25 protein-coding genes and 1 riboswitch are annotated in these 24254 nt (G+C 46.5%); of the genes, 22 read left to right on the plus strand and 3 right to left on the minus strand.

Features of this window, described 5'->3' with window-relative positions:
- Positions 1-369: 369 nt before the first annotated feature.
- The gene (locus tag HU147_RS02790) at positions 370-1155 is read right to left on the minus strand and encodes an HAD family hydrolase (RefSeq protein ID WP_224074872.1); all 786 of its coding nucleotides are present in this window, start codon (positions 1153-1155) and stop codon (positions 370-372) included.
- A gap of 146 nt (positions 1156-1301) precedes the next feature.
- Between HU147_RS02790 and HU147_RS02795 the strand changes: the two genes are divergently transcribed.
- Positions 1302-2396 (plus strand): nitric oxide synthase oxygenase, encoded by a 1095-nt coding sequence (locus HU147_RS02795; RefSeq protein WP_224074873.1) that lies wholly within the window; start codon positions 1302-1304, stop codon positions 2394-2396.
- Between the two features lie 13 nt (positions 2397-2409).
- Positions 2410-2649 (plus strand): hypothetical protein, encoded by a 240-nt coding sequence (locus HU147_RS02800; protein ID WP_224074788.1) that lies wholly within the window; start codon positions 2410-2412, stop codon positions 2647-2649.
- Positions 2650-2698: 49 nt separating this feature from the next.
- Here the strand turns inward: HU147_RS02800 and HU147_RS02805 are convergent, their stop codons facing one another.
- The gene (locus HU147_RS02805) at positions 2699-3442 is read right to left on the minus strand and encodes an SDR family NAD(P)-dependent oxidoreductase (RefSeq protein ID WP_224074789.1); all 744 of its coding nucleotides are present in this window, start codon (positions 3440-3442) and stop codon (positions 2699-2701) included.
- A gap of 201 nt (positions 3443-3643) precedes the next feature.
- Here HU147_RS02805 and HU147_RS02810 point away from each other — a divergent pair, with 201 nt between their 5' ends.
- The 20 genes from HU147_RS02810 to HU147_RS02905 all read left to right on the plus strand — a co-directional run bounded on the left by HU147_RS02810 (position 3644) and on the right by HU147_RS02905 (position 23273).
- Complete coding sequence (locus tag HU147_RS02810) at positions 3644-4360, plus strand: YebC/PmpR family DNA-binding transcriptional regulator (RefSeq protein ID WP_036801785.1); 717 nt, start codon at positions 3644-3646, stop codon at positions 4358-4360.
- A gap of 138 nt (positions 4361-4498) precedes the next feature.
- On the plus strand, positions 4499-5083 hold the full coding sequence (locus HU147_RS02815) for a TetR/AcrR family transcriptional regulator (protein WP_224074790.1): 585 nt from the start codon (positions 4499-4501) through the stop codon (positions 5081-5083).
- Positions 5084-5121: 38 nt separating this feature from the next.
- Positions 5122-6108: a quinone oxidoreductase family protein gene (locus HU147_RS02820; protein WP_224074791.1), complete on the plus strand. Its 987-nt coding sequence runs from the start codon at positions 5122-5124 to the stop codon at positions 6106-6108.
- A 245-nt stretch (positions 6109-6353) separates the two neighbouring features.
- Positions 6354-7598 carry a dicarboxylate/amino acid:cation symporter gene (locus tag HU147_RS02825; protein ID WP_224074792.1) on the plus strand — a complete coding sequence of 415 codons (1245 nt, stop codon included), beginning with the start codon at positions 6354-6356 and terminating at the stop codon, positions 7596-7598.
- Positions 7599-7854: 256 nt separating this feature from the next.
- Complete coding sequence (locus tag HU147_RS02830) at positions 7855-9483, plus strand: M4 family metallopeptidase (RefSeq protein WP_224074793.1); 1629 nt, start codon at positions 7855-7857, stop codon at positions 9481-9483.
- Positions 9484-9655: 172 nt separating this feature from the next.
- On the plus strand, positions 9656-10639 hold the full coding sequence (locus tag HU147_RS02835; RefSeq protein ID WP_224074794.1) for a LacI family DNA-binding transcriptional regulator: 984 nt from the start codon (positions 9656-9658) through the stop codon (positions 10637-10639).
- Positions 10636-11517 carry a ribokinase gene (gene rbsK / locus HU147_RS02840; protein WP_224074795.1) on the plus strand — a complete coding sequence of 294 codons (882 nt, stop codon included), beginning with the start codon at positions 10636-10638 and terminating at the stop codon, positions 11515-11517. The genes HU147_RS02835 and rbsK overlap by 4 nt, the downstream gene beginning before the upstream one ends.
- Positions 11514-11900, plus strand: a complete 387-nt coding sequence (rbsD, locus tag HU147_RS02845; RefSeq protein ID WP_224074796.1) for a D-ribose pyranase — start codon at positions 11514-11516, stop codon at positions 11898-11900. Before rbsK ends, rbsD begins: the two co-directional genes overlap by 4 nt.
- A gap of 17 nt (positions 11901-11917) precedes the next feature.
- Positions 11918-13420: a sugar ABC transporter ATP-binding protein gene (locus tag HU147_RS02850; protein WP_224074797.1), complete on the plus strand. Its 1503-nt coding sequence runs from the start codon at positions 11918-11920 to the stop codon at positions 13418-13420.
- Entirely contained in the window at positions 13401-14345 is a 945-nt protein-coding gene (locus HU147_RS02855) for an ABC transporter permease subunit (protein ID WP_224074798.1), read from the plus strand. The genes HU147_RS02850 and HU147_RS02855 overlap by 20 nt, the downstream gene beginning before the upstream one ends.
- A gap of 13 nt (positions 14346-14358) precedes the next feature.
- Complete coding sequence (rbsB, locus tag HU147_RS02860; RefSeq protein ID WP_224074799.1) at positions 14359-15282, plus strand: ribose ABC transporter substrate-binding protein RbsB; 924 nt, start codon at positions 14359-14361, stop codon at positions 15280-15282.
- An 86-nt stretch (positions 15283-15368) separates the two neighbouring features.
- Positions 15369-15638 carry a hypothetical protein gene (locus HU147_RS02865; RefSeq protein WP_224074800.1) on the plus strand — a complete coding sequence of 90 codons (270 nt, stop codon included), beginning with the start codon at positions 15369-15371 and terminating at the stop codon, positions 15636-15638.
- A gap of 230 nt (positions 15639-15868) precedes the next feature.
- A complete protein-coding gene (locus tag HU147_RS02870) occupies positions 15869-16438 on the plus strand; it encodes a hypothetical protein (protein WP_224074801.1) in 570 nt (189 codons plus the stop codon).
- 1 nt (position 16439) lies between these two features.
- Complete coding sequence (locus HU147_RS02875; protein WP_224074802.1) at positions 16440-17549, plus strand: MGDG synthase family glycosyltransferase; 1110 nt, start codon at positions 16440-16442, stop codon at positions 17547-17549.
- Positions 17550-17565: 16 nt separating this feature from the next.
- Positions 17566-18171, plus strand: coding sequence for a DedA family protein (locus tag HU147_RS02880; RefSeq protein WP_224074803.1), 606 nt, complete (start codon positions 17566-17568; stop codon positions 18169-18171).
- A gap of 19 nt (positions 18172-18190) precedes the next feature.
- Positions 18191-18298: riboswitch (SAM riboswitch) on the plus strand.
- A 103-nt stretch (positions 18299-18401) separates the two neighbouring features.
- Positions 18402-18962: an NADPH-dependent FMN reductase gene (ssuE, locus tag HU147_RS02885; RefSeq protein ID WP_224074804.1), complete on the plus strand. Its 561-nt coding sequence runs from the start codon at positions 18402-18404 to the stop codon at positions 18960-18962.
- A 153-nt stretch (positions 18963-19115) separates the two neighbouring features.
- On the plus strand, positions 19116-20657 hold the full coding sequence (gene dacB / locus HU147_RS02890) for a D-alanyl-D-alanine carboxypeptidase/D-alanyl-D-alanine endopeptidase (protein ID WP_440137281.1): 1542 nt from the start codon (positions 19116-19118) through the stop codon (positions 20655-20657).
- A gap of 152 nt (positions 20658-20809) precedes the next feature.
- The gene (locus HU147_RS02895; protein WP_224074806.1) at positions 20810-21532 is read left to right on the plus strand and encodes a gamma-glutamyl-gamma-aminobutyrate hydrolase family protein; all 723 of its coding nucleotides are present in this window, start codon (positions 20810-20812) and stop codon (positions 21530-21532) included.
- The gene (locus HU147_RS02900) at positions 21533-22558 is read left to right on the plus strand and encodes a dipeptidase (protein WP_224074807.1); all 1026 of its coding nucleotides are present in this window, start codon (positions 21533-21535) and stop codon (positions 22556-22558) included.
- A complete protein-coding gene (locus tag HU147_RS02905; RefSeq protein ID WP_224074808.1) occupies positions 22503-23273 on the plus strand; it encodes a class I SAM-dependent methyltransferase in 771 nt (256 codons plus the stop codon). Before HU147_RS02900 ends, HU147_RS02905 begins: the two co-directional genes overlap by 56 nt.
- Before the next feature lie 38 nt (positions 23274-23311).
- Here HU147_RS02905 and HU147_RS02910 read toward each other — a convergent pair whose 3' ends face one another.
- On the minus strand, positions 23312-24160 hold the full coding sequence (locus tag HU147_RS02910; protein WP_224074809.1) for a YihY/virulence factor BrkB family protein: 849 nt from the start codon (positions 24158-24160) through the stop codon (positions 23312-23314).
- Between the last annotated feature and the right edge of the window lie 94 nt (positions 24161-24254).

The raw sequence follows: 24254 nt of genomic DNA on the forward strand, positions 1-24254 counted from the left end.
TCCTTAGTGTGGAGGCTACCCAAAGGTGTCGCTTTTCTTCTGTAACTAAAAAGCTGAGCGTCATTCGGTCTATTGTTTACTTTCGAATGAAAGTGACACGCCCAACCGGTCCGGCCACGAAGACTCCTGTGGGACCAGCGAAAGCTGAAGGCCCCGCAGGCAAGGCATTGGCCGAAGCTTGCGAGGGCAAGCCTTTGCGACGGAGCTAGCGTAGCGATGCAGGAGCAGCGGGTTTTCGAAGCGACGAGGAGACTGAAGCTGAGCCCACGGAAAGCGAAGTGGCCGGTCCGGTTGGATTTATGCATGGGTATTCATTTCATTTAAAATTTGTTTACAGTTTGATGCCCTCAATGAGGGTATCTTCCTAGTTTATAACCTTTCCAATATCGGAAGCAGTTGTTTCAGGTGGTTGATTTCGTATGTAGGGATGATGCTTTCGTGCGGCGCTTTTTGTTCCCGGTTGATCCAGACTGAGCGGATGCCGGCTCTTTCGGCACCGATGATATCCGTCATTAAATTGTCGCCGACCATTAATACTTCATCTGCCCGGTAGCCGAATTTCGCCAAGGCATGTTCGAAGATCTCAGGAGCCGGTTTTCCTTTTCCGAAGGCTCCCGAGATGACGATATGGTCGAAATAAGGCGTAATTTCGGGGGTGATTTCAAGTTTGATATTCTGCAGGGCAGGAGAACCGTTCGTCAGCAGCAGAAGCTCGTATTTTCCTTTCAGCTCTTCGAGTACATCGAGCGTTTCTTCATAAAGAATCGGGCTTTGCCTTCTGGCTTCAGGAAAGTAATCGGCCAGCTCCTGACCCAGTTTAGGATCGTCGATGCCAATCTTTTTTAATCCCCTTGTCCAGGCTTCGCGCCGGTAGTCAGGAACGATTTTTTTCATTTCCTGAAAATCGGCACCTTCGTCATCAAAAGTTCCCCATAATCCTTCAAAAGGGTTGATGCCGATCATTTGGGTGAAAGGATAAGTGGCATAGGCAGAATAAAGCGCAGTCGCTTCTGCGCGGACTGCTGCTTCGAGTCCCGTGCAAGTTTGTCCGCTCTTTTCCGCTGCCCGCTCGCAAGTTTTCCGGAACGCTTCCGCCACACTTTTCTTATCCCATAATAAGGTATCGTCTAAATCAAAAAAAATAGCTTTTACGATCAGTGCCGCCTCCTCTTGACTGTATTTTCACTCAATTCAAGTGTACTGCACCTTCTGGAAAAAACAAAGCAGGCGAAAGGGCGGGAAGTGAAAAAACTGAAAGGATGATGATATGATATGGGCGAGGAGTGATGAACTTGACTGTCATTGGGATACCCAATGCTTTACTCGATGAAGCAACAGAGTTTTTGTCCGTCTGCTACTACGAATTAGGAAAAAATGAACACCAAGTCGAAACCCGAATTGCTGAAATTGCCAAGGAAATTGAACAGACAAATACGTACACACATACATTTGAAGAATTGGAACATGGCGCCCGGATGGCTTGGCGCAATAACAACCGCTGCATCGGCCGGTTATTTTGGAATTCCCTGACCGTCTTTGATGAACGCCGCCAGTCTACTGCCGAAGGCGCGTTTGACGCCTTGATGAACCATATTGAATTTGCATCGAATGGCGGCAAAATCCGTCCGGCGATCACGGTGTTTCCGGCGTCTCGAAATGGGGAAGATGCCATGCGCATTTGGAACCATCAACTGATCCGCTACGCCGGCTACGAAAGGAATGGAGAAATTATAGGAGATTCAACTTCCCTGGAGTTCACGAAGCAATGCGAGAAATTGGGATGGCAAGGCGAAGGCGGCCATTTTGACATATTGCCGTTGGTCATCCAAGTGAAGGGGGAAGAACCTTGTTACTTTGAACTGCCGAAAGAATCCATTATCGAAGTGGAATTGGAACATCCCGAAATCAGCCGTTTCAAAGAGCTGAAGGCCAAATGGTACGGGGTGCCGATTATCTCAGAGATGAAGCTGGAAATCGGCGGCATCCATTATACAATGGCGCCGTTTAATGGCTGGTATATGGGGACGGAAATCGGTGCGCGCAACCTTGCCGACGAAGACCGCTATAATTTGCTTCCGGCTGTTGCGGAAATCATGGGGCTGAATACCGACTCCAACCGTTCGCTATGGAAAGACAAAGCTCTGGTGGAATTGAATATTGCCGTGCTGGATTCGTTCCAAAAAGCCGGCGTTACAATTGTCGACCACCATACCGCTGCGAAGCAGTTCAAAAGCTTTGAGAAAAAAGAAGAAACAGCCGGGCGGGACTTGACCGGCAACTGGGCTTGGCTGATTCCGCCGATGTCGCCGGCAACCACTCATATTTTCCCTAAGCCCTATAAAAATGATATTGTGAAACCGAATTACTTCTATCAGAAGGCTCCCTATCATCTCTAAGGAGTGAAACAGTATGAAAGAATTCAAAGTCACGTATTTTTTTGACGAAGAGCATTACATCCGCCGGTTTATCCATGTCGAGTCCCAGGAAAAAGCGGAAGCTTTAATTCGCAGCGAACGAGATCAATATATCTCGTTTACTGACAGCAGAGGAATCTACCATGAACTGCATACAGGAAAAGTCCGCGTTATCCAGATCTCGGAGTATTTCCGGGTGGATAAAAGCAAAGCCAAAAAAGCCGCCATTGACTGAAGGCGGCTTTTTTCTGTCATTCGTTAATTGCGTTAAATGGAGTTTCTACTTATTTAAAGCTCAGGAAGCCATCGTCGACAGCAACGGTAGACCCATTGATGGCAGCAGCTTCCTCAGAGAACAGAAACTTCACGACGCTTGCCACTTTTTCAGGCTGAATCAGTTTGTTGTGCATATGAAGTGCAGACAATGCTTTTTTCATTTCTTCATCTTCTCCAAGAATCGGCGTATCGATAAATCCGGGAGCGACCCCGACTACCCGAATGCCGTGTTCAGCGAGTTCCAGCGCACCGGATTTAGACATCATGACCACTGCGGCTTTTGCCGCATTGTAGTTGAAGCTGCCCTTTGCAGCCATGGAACCGTAAATGGAAGCGGTATTGACAATTGTGCCTTTGGCTCCAAGCTCAACCATTTTCTTTGCGCCGTAGTAAATGCCGTAATAGACGCTGTGCTGATCGACATCGATTACTTTGTGGTAAGAAGCCGGATCCATCTCAAGCAATGGTTTAACAAGGCCGATGCCGGCATTATTGAAAATGCCATTTAATGTACCGAATGTTTTCACCGCGTAATTAACCATGGCTTCCACTTCTTCCGCTTTGGAAACATCCACTTTGAAAGTTGCCGCTTTGCCGCCTTGTGCTTCAATCTTCGCTGCAGTTTCTTTAGCGCCTTCTTCGTTGAAATCGGCTACGACAATGGCGTTTCCGGCTTCGGCTAATTGATAAGCCGCTTCCCGTCCGATGCCGCTGGCTCCGCCTGTAATGATGATCACTTTGTTTTCTGCCATATGAATTCCTCCTTTTGATTTTGGCCGAGTCTGGTTTAAAGTATGGTTGCCCTCTCTATAGTACCTTGCCCTGAAGACCCTGCTTTAAAACAAGCAATTAAGTTTTTGAGTATATAAGTCGATAGGAAAGTGGAGTTTATTATATAATAGGAGATAGTGAACGTTCTTCACATTCAAAGTTCAAAGAAAGTGGGAAACCCTATGGGACGCAAATGGAACAATATTAAAGAGAAAAAAGCATCCAAAGACGCAAACACAAGCCGGATCTACGCAAAATTCGGACGTGAAATCTATGTTGCCGCAAAACAAGGCGAACCGGATCCAGAATCGAATCAGGCGCTGAAAGTCGTGCTTGAACGCGCTAAAACATACAGTGTGCCAAGAGCTATCATTGACCGAGCGATTGAAAAGGCGAAAGGCGGTTCGGAAGAAAGCTATGATGAATTGCGCTATGAAGGTTTCGGGCCGAACGGTTCTATGGTAATTGTCGATACGTTGACGAATAACGTAAACCGCACAGCTTCAGATGTCCGGGCGGCATTCGGCAAGAACGGCGGCAATATGGGCGTCAGCGGCTCAGTTGCTTATATGTTTGACTATACGGCCGTTTTTGGCATCGAAGGCAAAACGGCGGATGAAGTGCTGGAACTATTGATGGAAGCGGACGTTGACGTACGCGATATCAGCGAAGAAGAAGACTCGGTGATCGTTTATGCAGAACCGGATCAATTCCATATTGTCCAGGAAGCATTCAAAAACGTCGGCATCACGGAGTTTACCGTTGCTGAACTGACAATGCTCGCACAAAACGAACTGGAATTGCCGGAAGACGCACAAGCCCAATTCGAAAAAATGATCGATGCCATCGAAGATTTGGAAGATGTGCAGCAGGTCTACCATAACGTTGATTTAGCTTAATAACATATTAAAAGCTCTTCATTCTAAAATGGAGAGCTTTTTTATATGATAAAGATTTCAAAATTGTTTTGGGAATTTTAGATTAGGGAAAAAGCTTAGAAGGCAAGTGACGAGAAAATGACGGTATGAGGTGTTGAAATGAACCTGAGGGAAAGAAAAACGGCCAAGAAAAAAGAAGATATTCTTCGTTCCGCCAGTTTGGTTATCTCGAGAAAAGGGTTCCGCCAGACTACAATGGAAGACATTGCGGCCGAATTGCTGATGACAAAAGGTTCCCTGTATTATTATTTTAAGAATAAAGAAGAATTACTGTTTTATTGCCACGAGCAGATTTTAACCACTGTTTTGGACCAATTGAGGAGAATCAGCCAACAGGACATCTCTTCCAGTGAGAAAATGAAAGCAGCCATCAAAATCCATTTGGATACCGCTATCCGAGAAAGAGAAATATTCAACCTGGCGGTAAAGCCGGAACAAATTTTTTCGGGTGATTATGTGGATGTCATTGTACAAAAACTGGACGAATATGCGGAGCTTTTCGATCAGCTGATTCTTCAGGGAGTCCAAAAAGGCGAATTTTCGGTTTCACAGAAGAAAATGGCACGGATGATTATTTTAGGGGCGGCCAATTGGATTCAGGTATGGTATTTGCCTGAAGGGGAATTTAGCAAAGAGGAAATCGAACAAGTTTATGCGGATTATTTATTGAAAATCTTAACATAAGATGATTAAGGATCTTTCAAGCTAAGGGAGATGGGGAAATGAAAGCAATCGTTGTGAAGGAACTTGGAGCGCCGGAAGTGCTGCAGCTTCAGGAAGTGGATAAACCGGAAATTGCTTCGCATCAAGTGCTGATCCAAGTACAGGCGATCAGCGTGAATTTTGCGGACATTAAGGCACGCCAAGGCCAGTACCACGGCGCCGAAGCGGGTGCTGCATTTATCCCGGGACTGGATTGCGCAGGGGAAATTATCAAGGTGGGAAGCGGCGTAACGAAGTTTAGGCCGGGGCAGCGGGTGATGGCTTTTCCGAAAGACGGGTCCTACGCCGAGTACGTGGCAGCGGATGAAGCGTTGACTTATGCGGTTCCGGATGAATTGGATATTGAAACAGCGGCGGCTTCGCTGACAGTGGGCATTACAGCGTACAATGTTATTCGAAAAATAGCGCGCCTCGCTCCGGGAGAAACCATTTTGATTCATGCGGCAGCTGGCGGCATCGGTTCGACGGCCATTCAGCTGGCTCGACTATTTGGAGCAGGCACAATTATCGGGACAGTAGGCAGCAATGAAAAAATAGAAACCGCAAAAGGGTTTGGAGCGGATCATGTCATCAATTACGTATCAGGCGATTTTGTTGAGGAGGTCAAGCAATTGACCGGCGGCAAAGGAGCAGACGTCATTTTGGATACAGTCGCTGGAGAAAATTTCGAAAAGAGCATGGAATGTCTGGCTCCGTTTGGCCGGATTGTTTCATTTGGCCATGGCAATACAGGGTCGGTGCCGGGCACGCTTACCACTGCCGATCTGCATTCCAGTTGCCGTTCTGTCCTCGGCTACAGCACAGGAACTTACCGGAAACGGCGCCCTGAATTTTTGGAAGAGGCAGCGGCGAAAATAACAGAGTTGATGCTTGAGAAAAAATTGGAGATTGCGATTTCAAAACGCTTTCCCCTGGCAGAAGCAGCACAAGCACATGCCCATATCGAAAGCCGAAAAAGCATCGGCAAGATTTTGCTGATGCCCTAAAGCATTCTGAAACCCCGCTTCTCTTGAAGGAGAGAAGCTTTTTATTTTTGTTATAATCAGAATAGCAACTATTTTACTTTTTAATTCAGTAAAATAGTAGTGCACTTATGATAATAGTAGCGTTTTTGAATAGCGCTATTTAAATATAATGACATATCATTATATTAAGATATATTTAAAGCTTGTATATTATTTTATGTTTCGGTTAAACTATTGTTTAAGTCTGAAAAAAAAGGAAGAGATGCATGAAAAAAAATAGTTTGACTGTGAAAGTATTATCCGGACTTGTTCTCGGGGCAATTGTGGGCTTGCTGATTAATTTATTCGCACCCGGGGCATTCGAAAATTTAAATACATATTTATTTGTCCCACTTGGCCAAATCTTTTTAAGCCTGATTAAGATGCTTGTCGTACCCCTCGTACTGTTTTCAATCATTCTTGGAACGACAGGTCTTGGTGATCCGGCAAAGCTTGGTCGCATCGGTTTTAAGACCATTGCATACTTTTTAGTAACCACAACTATTGCAATTTTAATTGGGCTTGGTTTGGCAGCGGTAATTAAACCGGGGCTTGCAGGTGATTTCGATCTTGAAAACGCTTCATTCGAAGTGGAAGAAGCTCCGGCAGTAGCTGAAACGCTTTTAAACATTATTCCAGCTAATCCATTGGCTGCTATGACAGAAGGCAATATGCTGCAAATTATTGTGTTTGCTGTATTTGTCGGTTTGGCTTTGACTGCGCTCGGAGAAAAAACGAGAGGCGTCGTCAAATTAATTGAACAAGGAAATGAAATTATGATGTATCTGGTCGGCTTAGTTATGAAATTTGCGCCATACGGTACATTCGGTTTAATCGCGACTGCTGTAGGATCGCAAGGTTTCTCTGCCATGAAAGCCATGGGTTCGTATATGGTCGTTATTTTAGCAGCATTGCTGCTCCATGCGGCTTTCACTTACGGCGGAACAGTTGCATTTTTGGCGAAGAAAAATCCGATTTGGTTTTTCAAAAAGTTCGCACCGGCTATGACGGTGGCTTTCAGCACATCAAGCAGTACAGCTACGCTTCCAGTATCTATGGAAGTAGCACAGAAAGACTTGGGAGTGCCAAAATCCATCAGCTCATTTGTACAGCCGCTCGGTGCAACAATCAATATGGATGGAACAGCTATTATGCAGGGTGTGGCTACCATGTTCATAGCACAGGCATATGGCGTTGATTTGACGGCTATTGAACTGGCGACGGTTGTATTAACCGCAGTACTAGCCAGTATTGGAACAGCAGGAGTTCCTGGAGTGGGGCTTATTATGCTCGCTATGGTTCTGGGAAGTGTCAACTTGCCGGTTGCAGGAATCGGTCTCGTTATCGGAATTGACCGCTTGCTCGATATGACACGGACAGCTATCAATATTTCAGGAGATGCGGCATGTGCGGTATATGTGGCAGAAACTGAAGGCAAGCGTGTCTTGAAAACAGAAGAAGCAGAAGCGTAAAAATAAAAGAACCTCTTTCTTCCGCTCGGAATTTCCGGACGAGTAGAAGGAGGTTTTTTCTATTTCTGAGGAAGGTCTAAGTGCCTAGCTATCCCTTAAATTTACAGCTGCAGTTTTTTAGGCTAAGTGGATAGATATAATTCGAGAATCGAATTAATAGGTCGTATAATTCAAATATTAAAACTTTTCAGTTTATTATTGTTCGAATAGAAATTCTTTTCTATACTAATGTCAGAATGAAAAGGGAGGAATAAATTTGAAGAAAAATTATTTTGTTCCAGTCTTATTATCTTCAGCTCTTGTACTTAGTTCATTTTCTGCAGTTAATGTCTTGGCTGCGCCACCGGATGATTCCGGCAAGGTGGGGAACGAAACGAGCAGCGTACCCGTTTTTGTGAAAGAAAAGTTTGGTGAAAAGCAGGTGGGCAGCACGGCAGCCCATGCTTTGGATTATTTGAAGAAGAATGAAAAGCATGTTGGCGTAGCCCAACCGGATAAGAACTTGAAAGTGAAAAACATCCAGAAAGATTCGCTTGGCATGAAACATATCCGCTTTAACCAGACCGTGAAAGGCATTCCAGTAGAAGGAGCAGAAGTGGTTGTCCATTATAATAAACAAGATGAACTGGTGTCTGTAAATGGCAGCCATGTTCCGGAAGCAACCGAGGAGATCGACACATCAGCAGTTGTCAGTGAATCGGCAGCGGTGGAAGCAGCGAAGCAGGCGGTAAACGCTCCAGCACAACTGGAAGAAACTCCTTCAGCGGAACTGGTGATTTATCCTTTTGAAGGAACCAATCATTTGGCCTATAAAGTGAACGTCAACTTCCTCGGTGAAAAACCAGGGAACTGGTTTGCCTTTATTGATGCGAAAAGCGGGAAAGCCATCGACCAGTATAATGCATTGATGCATGTGGACAACCATCACGAATCGGTTGGAACAGGCGTCCTTGGTGCACAGCGGAAAATACATACCACACGGACCAAACTTCCGAACCAAGGAACGATTTTCAGTTTGTCGGATACTTCGCATGCGGGATTGGAAGGGATTTTCACTTACGATGCAAATGACGGCAAAATCTTTTCCAACAACAGTGCATCATGGAAAGACGACTACCAGCGTGCAGCAGTGGATGCGCATTACAACTCGGAAGTCGTCTATGATTATTACTTAGAGGAACATGGGCGGAATTCACTCGATGACAAAGGAATGGCCATCGTTTCTTACGTGCATTACGGCGAAAATTACAATAACGCCTTCTGGAATGGCCGCCAGATGACTTACGGCGACGGGGATGGTTCTTACATGGTGCCATTATCTGCAGGGCTTGACGTCGCTGCGCATGAAATGACGCACGGGGTCATCACAAACTCTGCTAACCTTCAGTACCGCTTCCAGTCAGGTGCATTGAACGAATCGTTTGCTGACATCTTCGGGGCATTGATCGACAGTGAGGACTGGGAAGTCGGAGAAGATATTATGGGGCCAGGGGCGAAAGCGGATGGCCGCGCATCGCTCCGCAGTTTGAGCGACCCAAGCAAATACCCGGTTAAGGCGGATTACGTTCCTTACGGAAACGGAGAAGGCAACTACCCTTCGCATATGGACGAATACTACGACCTGCCAAGAAGTCTTGATAATGGCGGTGTGCACATCAACTCGTCCATTACCAACCATGCGGCGTATTTGATCGGTGAAAAAATCGGAAAAGAAAAGCTGGGCCAAATTTTTTATCGGGCGCTTACAGTGTATTTAACGCCGACTTCTAATTTCAGTGATGCGCGTCAGGCTATTATTCAGTCGGCAGCAGACATTTATGGAGAAGAGAGCGCTGAAGTGAAAGCCACCGCTGAAGGTTTTGATAGTGTCGGCATTTACGAATAAATCGGTAATCTAACAAATATGTGCTTGGAATATTATAAATAGTTTATAAAAGGATTTTCATCTGTTGATGAAAATCCTTTTAATATGGAAAATCTTCACATTGACAAGGGGTGTAACAGCGTTGTATATTCTGTGTAACCGGTTACACATTCGGACAGAACGGAGCATATTTATGACGACGATTAGAGACGTGGCGAAAAAAGCAGGAGTTTCCGTAGCGACAGTATCCCGCTACTTAAACGACAGCGGATATGTCAGCGGAGATGCAGCGAAAGCAGTGGCTGCTGCTGTAAAAGAATTAAAGTATGAGCTGAATCCTGTTGCCCGGTCCCTCAACACGAAAAAGACCAATTTAATCGGTCTCATAGTGCCGGACATCACCAATCCATTCTTTCCGGAATTGGCCCGGGCAGTGGAAGACGTGGCTTTGACCTATGGCTATACCGTCATTTTGTGCAATTCGGATGAAAATCCAGAAAAAGAAAAAAATTACCTTGAGACGTTAAAGAAAAAATACATCGATGGTTTTATTGTGACATCCAATCAGCTCGACGCGCCGCATTACGCCAATATGGCGCTGCCGATCGTGGCGCTTGACCGGGCAATTAACGAGCACATTCCAACGGTTGCCTCGAATAACAGAGAAGGCGCTGCAATCGGGACCCGTGTACTGTTGGAGAGGAACTGCAAAAAAATCCTTTTCCTGCGCGGGCCGGAAGAACTGAATCCGGCAAACGACCGCTACGAGGGCTTTATGGATGCCATCCGAGATGCCGGTGTGGATTATCAGATAGTGGTTTGCCCTTTCCATTTTGCCGACTCGGAAAAAATAGTGGATGAAGTCCTGAGGGAACACAAAGACATCGACGGCATTTTCGCCAGCAGCGATGTGTCAGCAGCGGGTGCTTTAAAAGCTGCAAGCAAGCTAGGCATCAATGTGCCGGATGAACTGCAGGTTGTCGGCTTTGATGGAATCGCGATGGGTGCAATGCTGACACCGGGCTTGACGACCGTCGCACAGGATGTTTATAAAATGGGGGCCATTGCCACCCGTGTTTTGATCAAACGGATCGAAAATCAAGTGGAAGAGCAGCATTTCTTTGAAGTGCCGGTCCAGTTGAAAATCCGTGGAACCACAAGGAGCGTGGAAAAATGATTACAGTAGTAGGAAGCATAAATATGGATCTGGTCGTACGCACCAGCCGTTTTCCGAAACAAGGCGAAACGGCGCTCGGTGATTTGTATACGACAGTTCCTGGAGGGAAAGGCGCCAATCAGGCTGTTGCAGCAGCGAGGCTTGGCGGCAAAGTCCAAATGATCGGCGCTGTGGGGACGGATGCTTTCGGAGACGAATTGCTTGCGGGCCTAAAAGCGGAATCCATTCAGGTCGATGCAGTGAAACGGGTTGATGGAACAAGCGGCATTGCCAATATTCTATTGTCTGAAGGCGACAATCGGATCATTGTTGTGCCGGGTGCGAACCATCAATTGGAAACAGAGGAGATGGATGCATTTGAATCCCGGCTGGCAAACAGCCGTATGGTGATCATGCAGCTTGAAATCCCGATTCCAGTCATTCAGCGCACCTTGGAAATTTGCCATCGGCACGGAGTTCCAACGATTTTAAATCCGGCTCCAGCTACAGGCTTCACCGATGAATTCCTGCCTTATGCGACGTACTTAACGCCGAATGAAACCGAAGCAGAGGAAATGTTCGGAGAGGATTGGGAAACTGCGCTCGAACAATACCCAAACCGGCTAATCGTCACAATCGGCCAAAAAGGCGCGCGCTATTTTGATGGCTCCCGCCACGTGACCGTAGAAGGATTTGCTACCGAAGCAATTGATACAACGGGCGCAGGCGATACATTTAATGGAGCGCTCGGTGTTGCATTGGCTGAAGGCATGCCATTTGAAGAAGCCGTACGCTTTGCCAACGCGGCAGCTTCATTATCAGTGGAAAAATTCGGTGCCCAAGGCGGCATGCCGAAACGTGAAGAAGTTCTGGCACGATTAGGAGGAAGAGAGCTATGAAAAAGTTGGGAATGATCAACCGCGATATCGCTGCTTCTCTTGCTTCTTTCGGCCATACGGATTTGCTGGTTATCGGTGACTGCGGTCTGCCGATTCCAAAAGGCGTTCCATGTATCGATTTATCTTACCGCATTGGTGAGCCTTCGTTCCTAACGGTTCTTGAGGCAGTGCTGGATGACTTTCAAGCGGAAGCGGCTTTCATTGCCCGGGAAATAACCGAAGGCAATCCGGAAGTGGAAAAGAAGATTCTGGAGCAGCTTAAAGCGGATTATATATCACACGAGGAATTAAAAGAACAAAGCAAACAAGCGAAACTGATTATCCGTACAGGGGAAGCGACACCTTACGCAAATATTGTCCTTCGTTCTGGCGTGATTTTTTAACTGGGAGGTGAGCCGCCATGATTAAAATGACCAATATATCAAAATCATTCAGTGGGAACCAGGTGCTGAAAGATGTCCAGTTTTCTTTGGAAAAAGGGGAAATTCACGCCTTGATGGGTGAGAATGGTGCCGGCAAGTCGACCATGATGAAAATATTGACCGGCATTTATTCCCGCGACAGCGGAACGATTGAAGTAAAAGGGAAAGAAGTGGAGTTTACTTCACCCAAGCAAGCGGAAGAAGCGGGAATTGCAGTGATTCACCAGGAATTGAACATCCTGCCGCATCTATCGATCACCGATAACCTGTTTCTTGGTAAAGAAGAAACGTTCGGCCGCAGCGGAATCCTGAAAACCAAAGCGATGCGCGAGAAGACACGGAAAGCTTTAGCGGAACTCGGCTTGAACGTTGATCCGTCCCAGCCGGCAAGCACATTGTCGGTTGGCCAGCAGCAGATTGTGGAAATTGCAAAGGCTTTGTCCGCCAATGCTGAAGTGATTGTCATGGATGAACCGACAGCGGCTTTGACAGACCGGGAAATTGATACCTTGTTTGATACCGTACGAGGCTTGCAAAGCAAGGGCGTTTCGTTCATCTATATCTCTCACCGTATGGAAGAGATTTTCGCTTTATGTGACCGCATTACAATCTTGCGGGACGGACAATACGTCGGAGACCGGAATATCAAAGAAACCTCTTTTGAAGAAATTGTCCAAATGATGGTAGGCCGCGAACTGGGAGAGCGTTTCCCTGAGCGCAATGCACAAATTGGCGATGTCAAATTGGCCGTCAAAGGCTTGTCGCGGAAAGACTGTTTCGAAGACGTCTCATTTGAAATCCGCAAAGGCGAAGTGCTTTCGATTGCAGGGCTGATGGGGGCCGGGCGTACCGAAGTGGCCCAATCGCTGTTCGGCTATAAGAAAGCGGATTCAGGAACTGTCGTATTGGACGGGCGGGAAGTAAAAATCGATAAACCGAAAACAGCGAAGGAATTGGGCATCGGCTATGTAACCGAAGACCGCAAATCCGAAGGGCTGATTGTTGATTTCACCGTAGAAGAAAATGTCAGCATGACCAATTTTTCATCGATTTCGAAAAATGGCCTGATTTCCAAAGATAAAGAGCGCTCGCTCTATGAAGGGATGGTCAAACGTCTCGGAATCCGTACATCCGGACCAACCCAGACGGCAAAATCTTTGAGCGGCGGGAACCAGCAGAAAGTGGTTATCGCGAAATGGCTCGGCATTGAGCCGGAACTGCTGATTCTGGATGAACCGACCCGCGGAGTGGATGTCGGGGCGAAAAAAGAAATTTACTCGATCATCAACGAATTGGCAGAACGCGGCGTAGCGATTTTAATGATTTCGTCCGAGTTGCCGGAAGTGATCGGAATGGCGGACCGGGTCATCGTCATGCACGAAGGAAAAGTGACGGCTGACTTGCCAAAACAGGAAATGACACAGGAACGAATTATGCATTTTGCTACAGGAGGTGGAAAACTTGCAGTTGAAAACAGCTAACCAGTCAATCATACAAAAAATTGCTCCGTTTATCGGGCTGATTCTTATCATTCTTATTATTTCCATTTTAGAGCCAAGATTTCTGGCTACGAGCAACTTACTGAACGTTTTGCGGCAAGTTTCAATGAATGCCTTAATCGCATTCGGGATGACATTTGTTATTTTAACCGGAGGAATCGACTTGTCGGTCGGCTCGATTTTAGCCCTTACCGGAGCAGTCACTGCCGGCATGATGGCAAGCGGCATGGATCCGATTTTGGCGATGCTGCTCGGCTTATTGCTGGGTGCAGTTTTAGGCGCTATTAATGGGATCATCATTGCCAAAGGGAAAGTGGCGCCGTTTATCGCGACGCTTGCTACAATGACGATTTACCGTGGCCTGACGCTCGTTTACACAGAAGGCCGGCCGATTTCCGGACTTGGGGATAATATGGCTTTCCAGATGCTTGGCAAAGGCTATTTCCTTGGAATTCCGGTTCCGGTTGTCACGATGCTGGTCAGTTTCGCGATTTTGTACTTCATCTTGAAAAAGACAACTTTTGGCCGCCGTGTATTTGCGGTAGGCGGCAATGAAGAAGCGTCAATTCTTTCCGGCATCAATGCCGACCGCGTAAAGATCTACGTTTATGCACTGGTTGGATTGCTGGCAGGGCTTGCTTCATTGATTTTGACTTCACGATTGAATTCAGCCCAGCCGACTGCCGGGGAAATGTTCGAGCTGGACGCCATTGCAGCGGTTGTTCTTGGCGGCACCAGCTTGACCGGTGGACGCGGCTGGATTGTCGGCACCTTGATCGGTGCGTTGATTATTGGAGTGTTAAATAATGGTTTGAACTTAATCGGGGTTTCATCCTTTTTCCAGCAAGTGGTTAAAGGTGCAGTCATATTACTAGCGGTTCTCTTGGACCGCAAAAAAACAGCATAAGGGGTGTTGGAAAATGAAAAAAACGTTCTTACTATTGGCATTGATGGCAATGATGGTTTTGGCAGCTTGTTCGATGGAAGCTCCAGGTTCGGATTCTGAAGATGCAGGAAGCGGCTCTGAGTCCGGCGGCGATTACAAAATCGGGTTCTCTATTTCTACCTTGAACAACCCGTTCTTCGTCACTTTGAGCGAAGGCGCGGAAGCGAAAGCAGAAGAATTAGGTGCAACAATTTCTGTAGTGGATGCACAGGACGACGCAGCAAAACAAGCAAGTGATGTAGAAGATTTGATTCAACAAGGCGTAGACTTGATCATGATCAACCCTGTGGATTCTGAAGCGGTAATTGCTGCTGTTGAATCTGCAAACTCTGCAGACATTCCGGTAATCACGGTTGACCGCAGTGCAGCAGGCGGAGAAGTGGTTTCCCACATTGCATCTGATAACGTTGCCGGCGGAGAAATGGCCGGAGAATACTTGTTGGAACTGGTTGGCGACGGTGCACAAGTAGCTGAACTGGAAGGTGTTCCGGGAGCTTCAGCGGCACGTGAACGCGGAGAAGGCTTTAACAAAGTGGCTGCTGAAAGCCTAGATGTAGCAGCAAAACAAACTGCTAACTTCGACCGTGCAGAAGGCTTGACGGTTATGGAAAACATCCTGCAAGGAAACCCTGACATTAAGGGAGTGTTCGCGCACAACGACGAAATGGCATTGGGTGCTCTTGAAGCAATCGAAGCAGCTGGAAAAGATATTACAGTAGTTGGGTTTGATGCAACAGACGATGCTGTAAAAGCAGTGGAAGAAGGTCGTTTGGCTGGAACGATCGCTCAGAAACCTGAATTGATCGGCCAGACTGCAGTCGAAGCCGCTGTGAAATCATTGGACGGCGAAGAAGTGGAAGCATCGATTCCGGTTGAATTGGAATTGATTAAACAGTAAATAGAAAGGAAGGCATTGCGGAAACGCAATGTCTTTTCTTTTATCTGCTATACTATCTTCAATAGCTAAGTGCAGGAGGCGATGGAATGAGAGATGTCTGGAAGCTGAAGTACGGGGCGCACACGATTCAAGTGGAGAAAACGATAGCAGGAGAAAAGCTTTTTGTCGATGGCGTGCTGCAGGACGAATTACTCGGTTTCCACCTGAGTTCACGGCTGTTCGGCAAAGTGAAGAATGAAGACGGAGAAACGGAAAACATCAAAGTATCGATCGGCTGGCGTCTTTTTAAAGTGCAATGCCGCATTTTCGTAGGGGAACGGCTTGTCCATTCGACGGATATCCAGTGGGAAGGCTGAAAAGAGAGGTGCATACTTTGCACCTCTCTTTTTATGCTTAATTTTGCCGATATTATAACCAATTGTGTCGGAATCCCGGTTTTCAACAATTAAATGGCCTAGAATCTTCTACACCTCAAGTCTTATCAATAAAAAGTCCTGCGCCTGATGTCGCAGTTTTTGCACCCGGCTACAATAAAGACAAGTAAAAACGCAGGGCTGCAAGAGGCGGCTGGTGAGGAGATGAAACAATGGAGGTCTATATGGTGTTTACCGATACGAAGACTCCGCTGTCAAAAATGATCAAACTGTATACACGGCATCCATACAGCCATGTATCACTGTCATTCAACCGGGAACTGAATGAAGTGTACAGTTTTGGCAGGAAAAATGCGAACAAAGCATTCAGTGGAGGTTTCGTCAAAGAAGATTTGCATGGAGCATTATTTCAACGTGCGCACTGTGCAATATTCAAATGTCAGGTATCCGAGGAGGGCTATGCGGCCATGAGGGCGTTTATCCATAAAATGGAGCAGCGCCATGAGCAGTATAAGTATAATTTGGCTGGCTTGTTCGGTATAGCACTTCAGAAAGCCTTCGAACGGGAAAAAGCTTTTTTCTGTTCCCAATTTGTCTCAGAAGTTCTGCAATGCGGCGGCATCCAAGTTTCAACAAAACCGTCTTCCCTGACGATGCCAAGTGATTTATTCGATGCAGAACAATTCGACTTATTGTATCGGGGTGCAATGGAGGATTACCCTTTTTTCGAAAAGGTCCATCTGTCTTTGCAAGAAGAGAATTGTTTAGCGGAGGTGCTTTAGCATGAAGAAAATCCTGATTTTTCCGCTTCTAAACAGTATGCCGTCCGGCCATCACCAAGTTGCCGATGCTTTCTCTGAATACGTAGCGGGCGATTCTTTTGAAGTGGAATGCAAAAAAGTGGACCTGTTGAGCGAATGGAATGCCAAAGCCGAAATGGTGACAGTGAAAGCTTATTTGCAGTGGATCCGACGGTCGCCTCATTCTTATGGCTGGATTTATCGGCAATTTGCTTTTCGCTCAAAGGAAAAGCATTCTGCAAAATATTTTGAGTGGCTGTTCATGAAAAAAGTGGAAACAATTATCTCAGAAGAAAAACCGGATCTGATTGTCTGTACGCACGGGTTTCCTTCCTTCTTCATCAATAAATTAAAAGAAAGCGGAAGGTGTCCAGTTCCATGTTTGAATATCTACACAGATTTTTTTATCAACGATGTATGGGGCAGAAGCCGGATTGAATTTCACTTTGCAGCAACCGAAGCGATGAAAGACAAGCTCCAACAGGAATATCAAATTCCAAGAGAGCGCATATTTGTTACAGGCATTCCGGTCAGCGGACGATTCCGGGAAGGCAAAAGAAGCAAAGAGCCTCAAACGGTATCCGTTTTAGTTTCAGGAGGAAGCACGGGATTGTCAAACATCATCGGGCAGCTGAAAGAAGGAATCGACAGCAGCAAATGGGAAATCCGAGTACTTTGCGGCACTAACAAGCGTCTTTTTAAACAGCTTACTGCTTTAAACAATCCGGCTATTAAACCATTGGCGTATATTTCCTCAAAAGAAGAAATGAACCGGCTTTACAACGAAGTGGACGTGCTCGTCACAAAGCCTGGCGGTGTGACGATCAGTGAAGCGCTGGAAAAAGAGCTGCCAATTTTCGTATCTGCTCCGCTTCCAGGGCAGGAAGAAATCAATCTCCGTTATTTAATAGAACAGAATCTGGCATTTGCTTTGCCAAGCAGTGGAAATTTGCTGGAATTTATTGCGAGAACCTTGGAAGACACCAAACAAATCAAGCGCCATCAAGCAGCTGTCCAAAAACACAAACAATCGCTTTTATACACCTCTCCCCATAAAATAACGAATGCCATTGAACTGATGCTGATCAGTTGAGGAAAGGAGAGTGGCTATGTTGGTAGAGCAATTGCTGGCGTTTCTTGAGAGTCTTGGGCTGTCCGGGTTGCTTGCGGCTATGTTTCTTGAAGGTTCTTCACTTCCTTTTCCCGGGGTGGTACTCGTTATTGCTTATGGAGGATTATTGAATCTCAATTTCGGAGAAGCGGCGCTTTTATCAATTGCTTTAGCCGCGACATACAGTGCAGCCAGTCTGATTCCCTACTTTCTCGGCAAAAAAATGCATGCGTTATTGCCGAAGAGCTTCACGAAAGGCCTGCAGCGGGCATCTGATTTGTTCCGGCGTTATGGAATCTGGAGCATTGCGCTGTCACGGCCATTCGGAATCGGGAATTATATTTCGTACGTCGCCGGCATGAGTAAGATAGGAATTGTCCAATATTTGCTGCTGACTTTTGTGGGCATCTATCCTTGGTGTTTGGCCATGCTTTGCATCGGTGCTTATGTGAACGGCAATTATGAAGTATTCCAATCCCTCTATAGTGACCACCAGCTTTATGTATACGGAGCAGTGTCAGCAACCGGGGCACTTGGCTTAGTTCTTTACGCGAGATTCAGAAAAGTCAATCGTCTTATTGACAAATCTAAATCCGAGTATTAAGATAGACATTAACTTCATAACCTTATCGAGAGAAGCCGAGGGACTGGCCCGTTGACGCTTCAGCAACCTCTGACATTTGTCAGGAAGGTGCTAACTCCAGCAAGAATTTATTCTTGAGAGATAAGAACAGGACGGATTCAAAGCCTTCTTTTCTCTTTTTATGAGGAAAGGAGGCTTTTTGTTTCCAGTAAACGAGTAGTACTTAGTTTCAACAAGAAAGGGAGAGTGCAATGAGTGATATCGTAATTTTGTCAGGAAGCCCTTCTGAGGCTTCGCGATCGGAAGTAGTATTAAAGCATTTAGGGGAACTGCTGAAAGAACGAGGCTTTTCGGTCAGCCATCTGTCCGTAAGAGACGTACCGCAGGAAGATTTGTTTTTGGGAAGATACAACAGTGATGCAATCGCGGAGATCAGCACATTGATCCACGGGGCAAAAGGGGTTATTGTAGGCTCCCCGGTTTATAAAGCAGCTTATTCGGGCGTTCTGAAAGCATTGATTGACCTTTTGCCGCAAGACGTATTGCAGGATACACCGGTATTGCCACTGATGACAGGCGGAAGTTCCGCCCATCTATTGGCGCTTGAATACACCTTAAAACCTTTGCTTGCCACATTAAAAGGACAAAATTTAAAAGGCGTTTACTTGGTGGACAGCCAAATTGACAAATTGAATGCAGCAGAGCCGATCATCGACAAAGAAGTGGAACAGCGGATTCAAAAACAATTGGAGTATTTCGCAGAAATTATTGATAGACGAGCCGCCAATTTGGTGGTGAAACAGGAAATATAGAAGAGGAAAAAGGAAGGCTATGGAGCCTTCCTTTTTTATTTGCAACAACCTAATTTTATTTTATTAATAAATGGATAATTTTATCATATGATATAAAAATTACTATGTTTATAGATTCATTTACATAAAAATCGGAATATTCTTTTTCTTCTTATGATACGCTTCTGTTATCACGCAATTGAGGGAGATGGAACAGTGGAAAAGAAGCGGTCTTGGAAGTGGGGAGTTTTGTTGTTTTTAGCAGCGGTATTGGCTTTTTCACCGGTGCAATGGGGAAAGACCAATCAATCGGCCGGTGCGGATGAAGAATATGCCGGCTTGGCCAATCGAGTGAATCAGATTTTACAGGACGAGCGGCTGGACGGGGCACTGGCTGGCGTCAGCATCCGGAAAGCGGATTCAGGTGAAGTGGTTTACGACCATTTTGGAGATGTCCGGCTGAAACCGGCCTCCAATACGAAGTTGTTCAGCAGTACAGCGGCCCTTGAGACATTGGGTGAGGATTATCAATTCAGCACAGAAGTGCTTACTGACGGAAAACTGGCAGGGAAAGTCCTGCAAGGAAATTTGTATTTGAAAGGCAAGGGAGATCCGACTTTGCTGCAGGAAGATTTTGAGCAGTTTGCTGCCGAATTGAAAAGCCAGGGCATCCAAAAAGTAAAAGGCGATTTGATTGGCGATGATACGTGGTACGACGATGAACGCTTGTCTGAAGACCTGACGTGGAAAGATGAAATTTACTACTACGGCGGGCAAGTATCCGCATTGACGGCTTCGCCGAATGAAGACTATGACGCAGGGTCAGTCATTGTGGAAGTCAATCCGGGAGACCGGGCAGGAAGCGAAACAAAAGTGACGCTTACGCCTTATACCGATTACGTCAATATCATCAATAAAACGACGACTGTAGCGGCAGGAAAGGAAAAAACCGTCTCCATTACGCGTGAGCACGGAAGCAATGACATCATCATTGAAGGGGAAATGCCGCTTGAAGGATCGCGCACGCGTGAATGGATTGCAGTTTGGGAACCATCCGGTTATGCCTTGGACTTGTTTGAAAACGCGTTATTGGCTGAAGGCATCCAGTTGATCGGCAAACATAAAATGGCCATGGGCAAGACGCCTGAAGGAAGCACTTTGCTTGCGGAACGCAAATCCATGCCGCTGCGTGAGCTTTTCATTCCATTTATGAAACTGAGCAATAACGGCCATGGAGAAATTCTGGCAAAAGAGATGGGCCGGGTCGTATCCGGTGAAGGCAGCTGGGATGCAGGAATTGAAGTCATGGAAGGGGTAGCGGCTGATCTGGGAGTCGACACGGACACGATTCAATTGCGCGATGCTTCCGGCATGTCCCATGTAAACTTGGTTCCGGCCAATGAAATTTCGCAGCTGCTTTATGCAGCGCAAGGCAAAGACTGGTACGATACATTCCTCACGTCGCTTCCTGTAGCAGGAGCTGCGGACCGCATGGTAGGCGGAACGCTCCGCAACCGCATGAAGACGGGAGCGGCAACCGGCAATGTCACAGCTAAAACGGGCAGCTTGACCGCTGTATCTTCTTTGTCTGGCTATGCTTCAACAAAAGACGGGGAAAAATTAATCTTTTCAATTGTCATCAATAACGATTTAACGACAGTGACGCCGATTGAAGATGCAATTGCCACAGCGATTGCGGAATACGAAGGCGAATAAAAGAAAGGCCCCGAAAAGCAAGTTCTTTTCGGGGTTTTTCTTATAGAAAAATGGAAGGCCATACGAATTATTCCTTCTGCTTATCTAGCAATTCTTGCACTTTTTCTGTATGTTTAATATATTCGGACAAATACTTCTAGGAGGCAATACATATGAAACCAATCATCGGTGTGACGTCATCAAAAGAATTAGGAAAAGCAAAATACCATATTCAGCAGGCTGATACGGAAGCTATTCTGCAAGCTGGCGGGCTGCCGATCATGCTGCCGCATTTGCTGCAGGACAGCGACATCGAACAGATAGCAGAGCGCATTGACGGGCTGTTTGCAGCCGGAGGCTATGATGTCGACCCGACGCTTTTTGGGGAAGAGCCGCATCCGAATCTCGGAACGATCATTCCATCACGGGATGCGTTTGAGCTGGCATTGATCCAGAAAGTTCTGGAACTCGGAAAACCGATTTTGGGTGTCTGCCGCGGAGCGCAGATTTTAAATGTAGCGGTTGGCGGAGACATGTATCAGGATATTGCTGCGCAAAAAGAAGGCGCTTTGCTGCAGCACCAGCAGCAGTCCCCTGTAGAGCATGGCAGCCACTTTGTCCATGTAGCGGAAGGGTCACTGCTTCACCGCTTGACGGGCACTGAAAAATTAAGAGTCAACAGCCGCCATCATCAGGCCAACCGCAATGTGCCGGAGCCTTTCTTGATCAGTGGAACTGCGAGCGACGGTGTAGTGGAAGCGATCGAAAGCAAAGAACATCATTTTGTCCTGGGCCTCCAATGGCATCCTGAAAACATGGCCATTGCCACGGATGAAGCTTCGAAAAACATCTTTAAAGGGTTCATCGAGGCGTGTACAGAAGAAGGAGATGAATAAATGCATATCATCGATACCCATTGTGACGCCTTATTAAAATTGCAATTAGCTAAAAGAGGCAGGTTCTTTCAACAGGAACCGCTCGATTTCACCGATTCGGAAGTGCTGGATACGAATTTCAGGCGTCTTCAGGCAGGTGGAGTGAAAGTGCAGTTTTTCGCCATTTTCCTGTATCCGGATGTGCCATCAGAGGAAAAATGGCAGCACGCACTCGAACAAGTGGATTTGTTCTATACAGAAGTGCTCGGGAAAAACCCGGCCATGAAACATATTAAAAAATGGGAAGACATCGACCGTTTGAAAGACGATGAAATCGGCGCGGTCCTTACACTTGAAGGGGCAGATGCCTTCGGCAATGATTTGATGAAGCTGCGCCAATTATACCGTCTTGGTGTCTTATCCGTCGGTTTGACATGGAACAACGCCAATCTGTGTGCGGACGGCGCCGGGGAGCCGCGCGGAGGCGGATTGACGCTGCTTGGCAAAGAAGTGGTGCAGCTGAACAATGAGCACCGGGTTTTCACGGACGTTTCACATTTGTCCGTAAAAGGCTTCTGGGAGGTCATGGAACTGGCGGATTATCCGATTGCGAGCCATTCCAATGCACGGGCACTTCGTAATCATCCACGCAACCTTGACGACGAACAGGCGAAAGCGATGTTTGCGAAGAATGGCCTGATTGATGTGGTATTTTGCCTTGATTTCATCAAAGAAGATACATCTCGGGTAGAGATTCCGGATTTGATCAAGCACATCGACCATTTCTGCGGGCTAGGCGGAGTTAAACAGATCGGCATCGGTTCGGATTTTGACGGCATCGTTTCCCACATTAACGATTTGGAAAATGCCTCGAAATTTCAGAATCTGATCAATGAGCTGCAAAAGCATTACTCGGAAGACGAAGTCGCAGGCTTTGCGTACCGGAATTTCCTGGAGCACCGGCCAGGGCTAAGACAAGGGGCGATTGATAATGGAAGACAGTTTGAAAGAAAAAGTGAAGTCGGTATTTGGCAAAAACGCGGATAAGTATGTCACCAGCGACATCCATGCAAAAGGCGATGACCTTCCGCTCCTTGCTGAGTGGCTGCAGCTTGAAAAGGAATCATCGGTACTGGACATCGCAACCGGAGGCGGTCATGTGTCAAGAGCACTTGCACCGCATGCCGGCACCGTCGTTTCAACGGATTTGACAGAGGCTATGCTGGAAAATACAGCGAAGCATCTGAAAGAAGACTTTGGCAATATCTTGTACGTCATAGCAGATGCCGAGGGGCTGCCTTTTTTGCCGGAAAGCTTTGATGCGGCTGTCTGCCGGATTGCACCGCATCATTTTCCACATCCGGAAAAGTTTATCCGGGAAACAGCACGCGTCCTGAAACCCGGCGGCAAGTTTATTTTAATTGATAATATTGCGCCCGAAGAAAACGAACTGGCGCTATTTATGAATACAACGGAAAAGCTGCGGGACGCCAGCCATGCGCGCTGCTTATCAAAAAATGAATGGCGCCAACTGCTACAAGAGAATGACTTAAAGGAAATCCAATCGCTGGACCGCAAAAAGACCTTCCAGTACCCGACGTGGGTGAGAAGGACGGCTGAAAGCGAAGAGCAGATCCAGCGGGTGGAGAAGCATTTGTTGGGAGCCGGTGCAGCAGCACAGGAGTATTTCCAAATCGATGTCCAAAACGGAGAAGTCCAGTCTTTTGTTATCGATGAGTGGATGGTTATGGCCAAAAAATAAAACCAGCACGCTGACGTTTGTCAGCGTGCTGGTTTTTTTCATTCTTCGTATACTTGAGCAGGGGCGTTTTTCGTATGCTTTCGTTTATGCAAGATGGCGTTGATTTCGGCTCCGACAACCAGGATTAAGCCGGTTAGGAAGAACCAAAGCATCAGAACGATCAAACCGCCAAGGCTGCCGTAAGTGGCAGAATAACTACCGAAATTTGACACGTAAAATGAGAAGCCAAGTGATACGACTTGCCATAGAACCGTGGCAATAACTGCCCCGATGATCACTTCCTTGAATGGAAAATGTTTGTTCGGTGCAAATTTATAAAGGAATGCCAAGACGAGACTCATCACGGCAATCGAAATGACCCAGCGAAGCACTTGGAAAATGATTTCCGTCTGCGATGGCAAGTTTAAAAATGAACTGATCATGTCAATAATGGCTCCGCCGAAAATTGGAAGCACAAGTGCAATGATGACCGCTACCAACATAAAGAGAGTCAGGATGATTGCCATCCCTTTCAACTTGATGAAAGAACGCGTTTCTTCTACATCATAGGCCTGGTTAGTAGCTTCGATAAAAGCTGTCATGGCATTGGATGCAGACCATAAAGTCCCTAAAATACCGAATGTCAACAAACCGCCTGAAGGGGTTGTAACTACACTGACAATCGTATCTTGGAATGTGTTGGCTACTTCTCCTGGAAGAATCGTAGCGATAAAGTCCATGACACGCTGCGGGTCAAGCTGTAAATAAGGTAAAATTGCTAGTAATAAGATCAATAATGGAACAATGGCCAGTAGATAATAATAAGCCTGTGCAGCAGCCAATGTCGTGGCTCTGTCTTTTTTGATTTCGCCGACCAGATCTTTGGCGACGCCCATCGCTTTGCTCATAAACCCAACCTCCTTAGTTAATGTTGCTTATCTTTTATATGCCCCGTAAAGGCAGGTTTTAATCCTTTAAAAGGAAAGAAGCGCACATGCAAAT

Source organism: Planococcus chinensis, assembly GCF_020071995.1.
Classification (GTDB): domain Bacteria; phylum Bacillota; class Bacilli; order Bacillales_A; family Planococcaceae; genus Planococcus; species Planococcus chinensis_A.

What these genes read in the sequence shown, in the direction of transcription:
- HU147_RS02875 (WP_224074802.1), top strand. Translation starts at nt 16,440, where the DNA reads ATGAAGAAAATCCTGATTTTTCCGCTTCTAAACAGTATGCCGTCCGGC.
- dacB (WP_440137281.1), top strand. Translation starts at nt 19,116, where the DNA reads ATGATACGCTTCTGTTATCACGCAATTGAGGGAGATGGAACAGTGGAA.
- HU147_RS02835 (WP_224074794.1), top strand. Translation starts at nt 9,656, where the DNA reads ATGACGACGATTAGAGACGTGGCGAAAAAAGCAGGAGTTTCCGTAGCG.
- rbsB (WP_224074799.1), top strand. Translation starts at nt 14,359, where the DNA reads ATGAAAAAAACGTTCTTACTATTGGCATTGATGGCAATGATGGTTTTG.
- HU147_RS02850 (WP_224074797.1), top strand. Translation starts at nt 11,918, where the DNA reads ATGATTAAAATGACCAATATATCAAAATCATTCAGTGGGAACCAGGTG.
- HU147_RS02815 (WP_224074790.1), top strand. Translation starts at nt 4,499, where the DNA reads ATGAACCTGAGGGAAAGAAAAACGGCCAAGAAAAAAGAAGATATTCTT.
- HU147_RS02910 (WP_224074809.1), bottom strand. Translation starts at nt 24,160, where the DNA reads ATGAGCAAAGCGATGGGCGTCGCCAAAGATCTGGTCGGCGAAATCAAA.
- HU147_RS02880 (WP_224074803.1), top strand. Translation starts at nt 17,566, where the DNA reads ATGTTGGTAGAGCAATTGCTGGCGTTTCTTGAGAGTCTTGGGCTGTCC.
- HU147_RS02800 (WP_224074788.1), top strand. Translation starts at nt 2,410, where the DNA reads ATGAAAGAATTCAAAGTCACGTATTTTTTTGACGAAGAGCATTACATC.
- HU147_RS02805 (WP_224074789.1), bottom strand. Translation starts at nt 3,442, where the DNA reads ATGGCAGAAAACAAAGTGATCATCATTACAGGCGGAGCCAGCGGCATC.
- ssuE (WP_224074804.1), top strand. Translation starts at nt 18,402, where the DNA reads ATGAGTGATATCGTAATTTTGTCAGGAAGCCCTTCTGAGGCTTCGCGA.
- HU147_RS02895 (WP_224074806.1), top strand. Translation starts at nt 20,810, where the DNA reads ATGAAACCAATCATCGGTGTGACGTCATCAAAAGAATTAGGAAAAGCA.
- HU147_RS02905 (WP_224074808.1), top strand. Translation starts at nt 22,503, where the DNA reads ATGGAAGACAGTTTGAAAGAAAAAGTGAAGTCGGTATTTGGCAAAAAC.
- HU147_RS02900 (WP_224074807.1), top strand. Translation starts at nt 21,533, where the DNA reads ATGCATATCATCGATACCCATTGTGACGCCTTATTAAAATTGCAATTA.
- HU147_RS02810 (WP_036801785.1), top strand. Translation starts at nt 3,644, where the DNA reads ATGGGACGCAAATGGAACAATATTAAAGAGAAAAAAGCATCCAAAGAC.
- HU147_RS02870 (WP_224074801.1), top strand. Translation starts at nt 15,869, where the DNA reads ATGGAGGTCTATATGGTGTTTACCGATACGAAGACTCCGCTGTCAAAA.
- HU147_RS02820 (WP_224074791.1), top strand. Translation starts at nt 5,122, where the DNA reads ATGAAAGCAATCGTTGTGAAGGAACTTGGAGCGCCGGAAGTGCTGCAG.
- HU147_RS02825 (WP_224074792.1), top strand. Translation starts at nt 6,354, where the DNA reads ATGAAAAAAAATAGTTTGACTGTGAAAGTATTATCCGGACTTGTTCTC.
- rbsK (WP_224074795.1), top strand. Translation starts at nt 10,636, where the DNA reads ATGATTACAGTAGTAGGAAGCATAAATATGGATCTGGTCGTACGCACC.
- rbsD (WP_224074796.1), top strand. Translation starts at nt 11,514, where the DNA reads ATGAAAAAGTTGGGAATGATCAACCGCGATATCGCTGCTTCTCTTGCT.
- HU147_RS02865 (WP_224074800.1), top strand. Translation starts at nt 15,369, where the DNA reads ATGAGAGATGTCTGGAAGCTGAAGTACGGGGCGCACACGATTCAAGTG.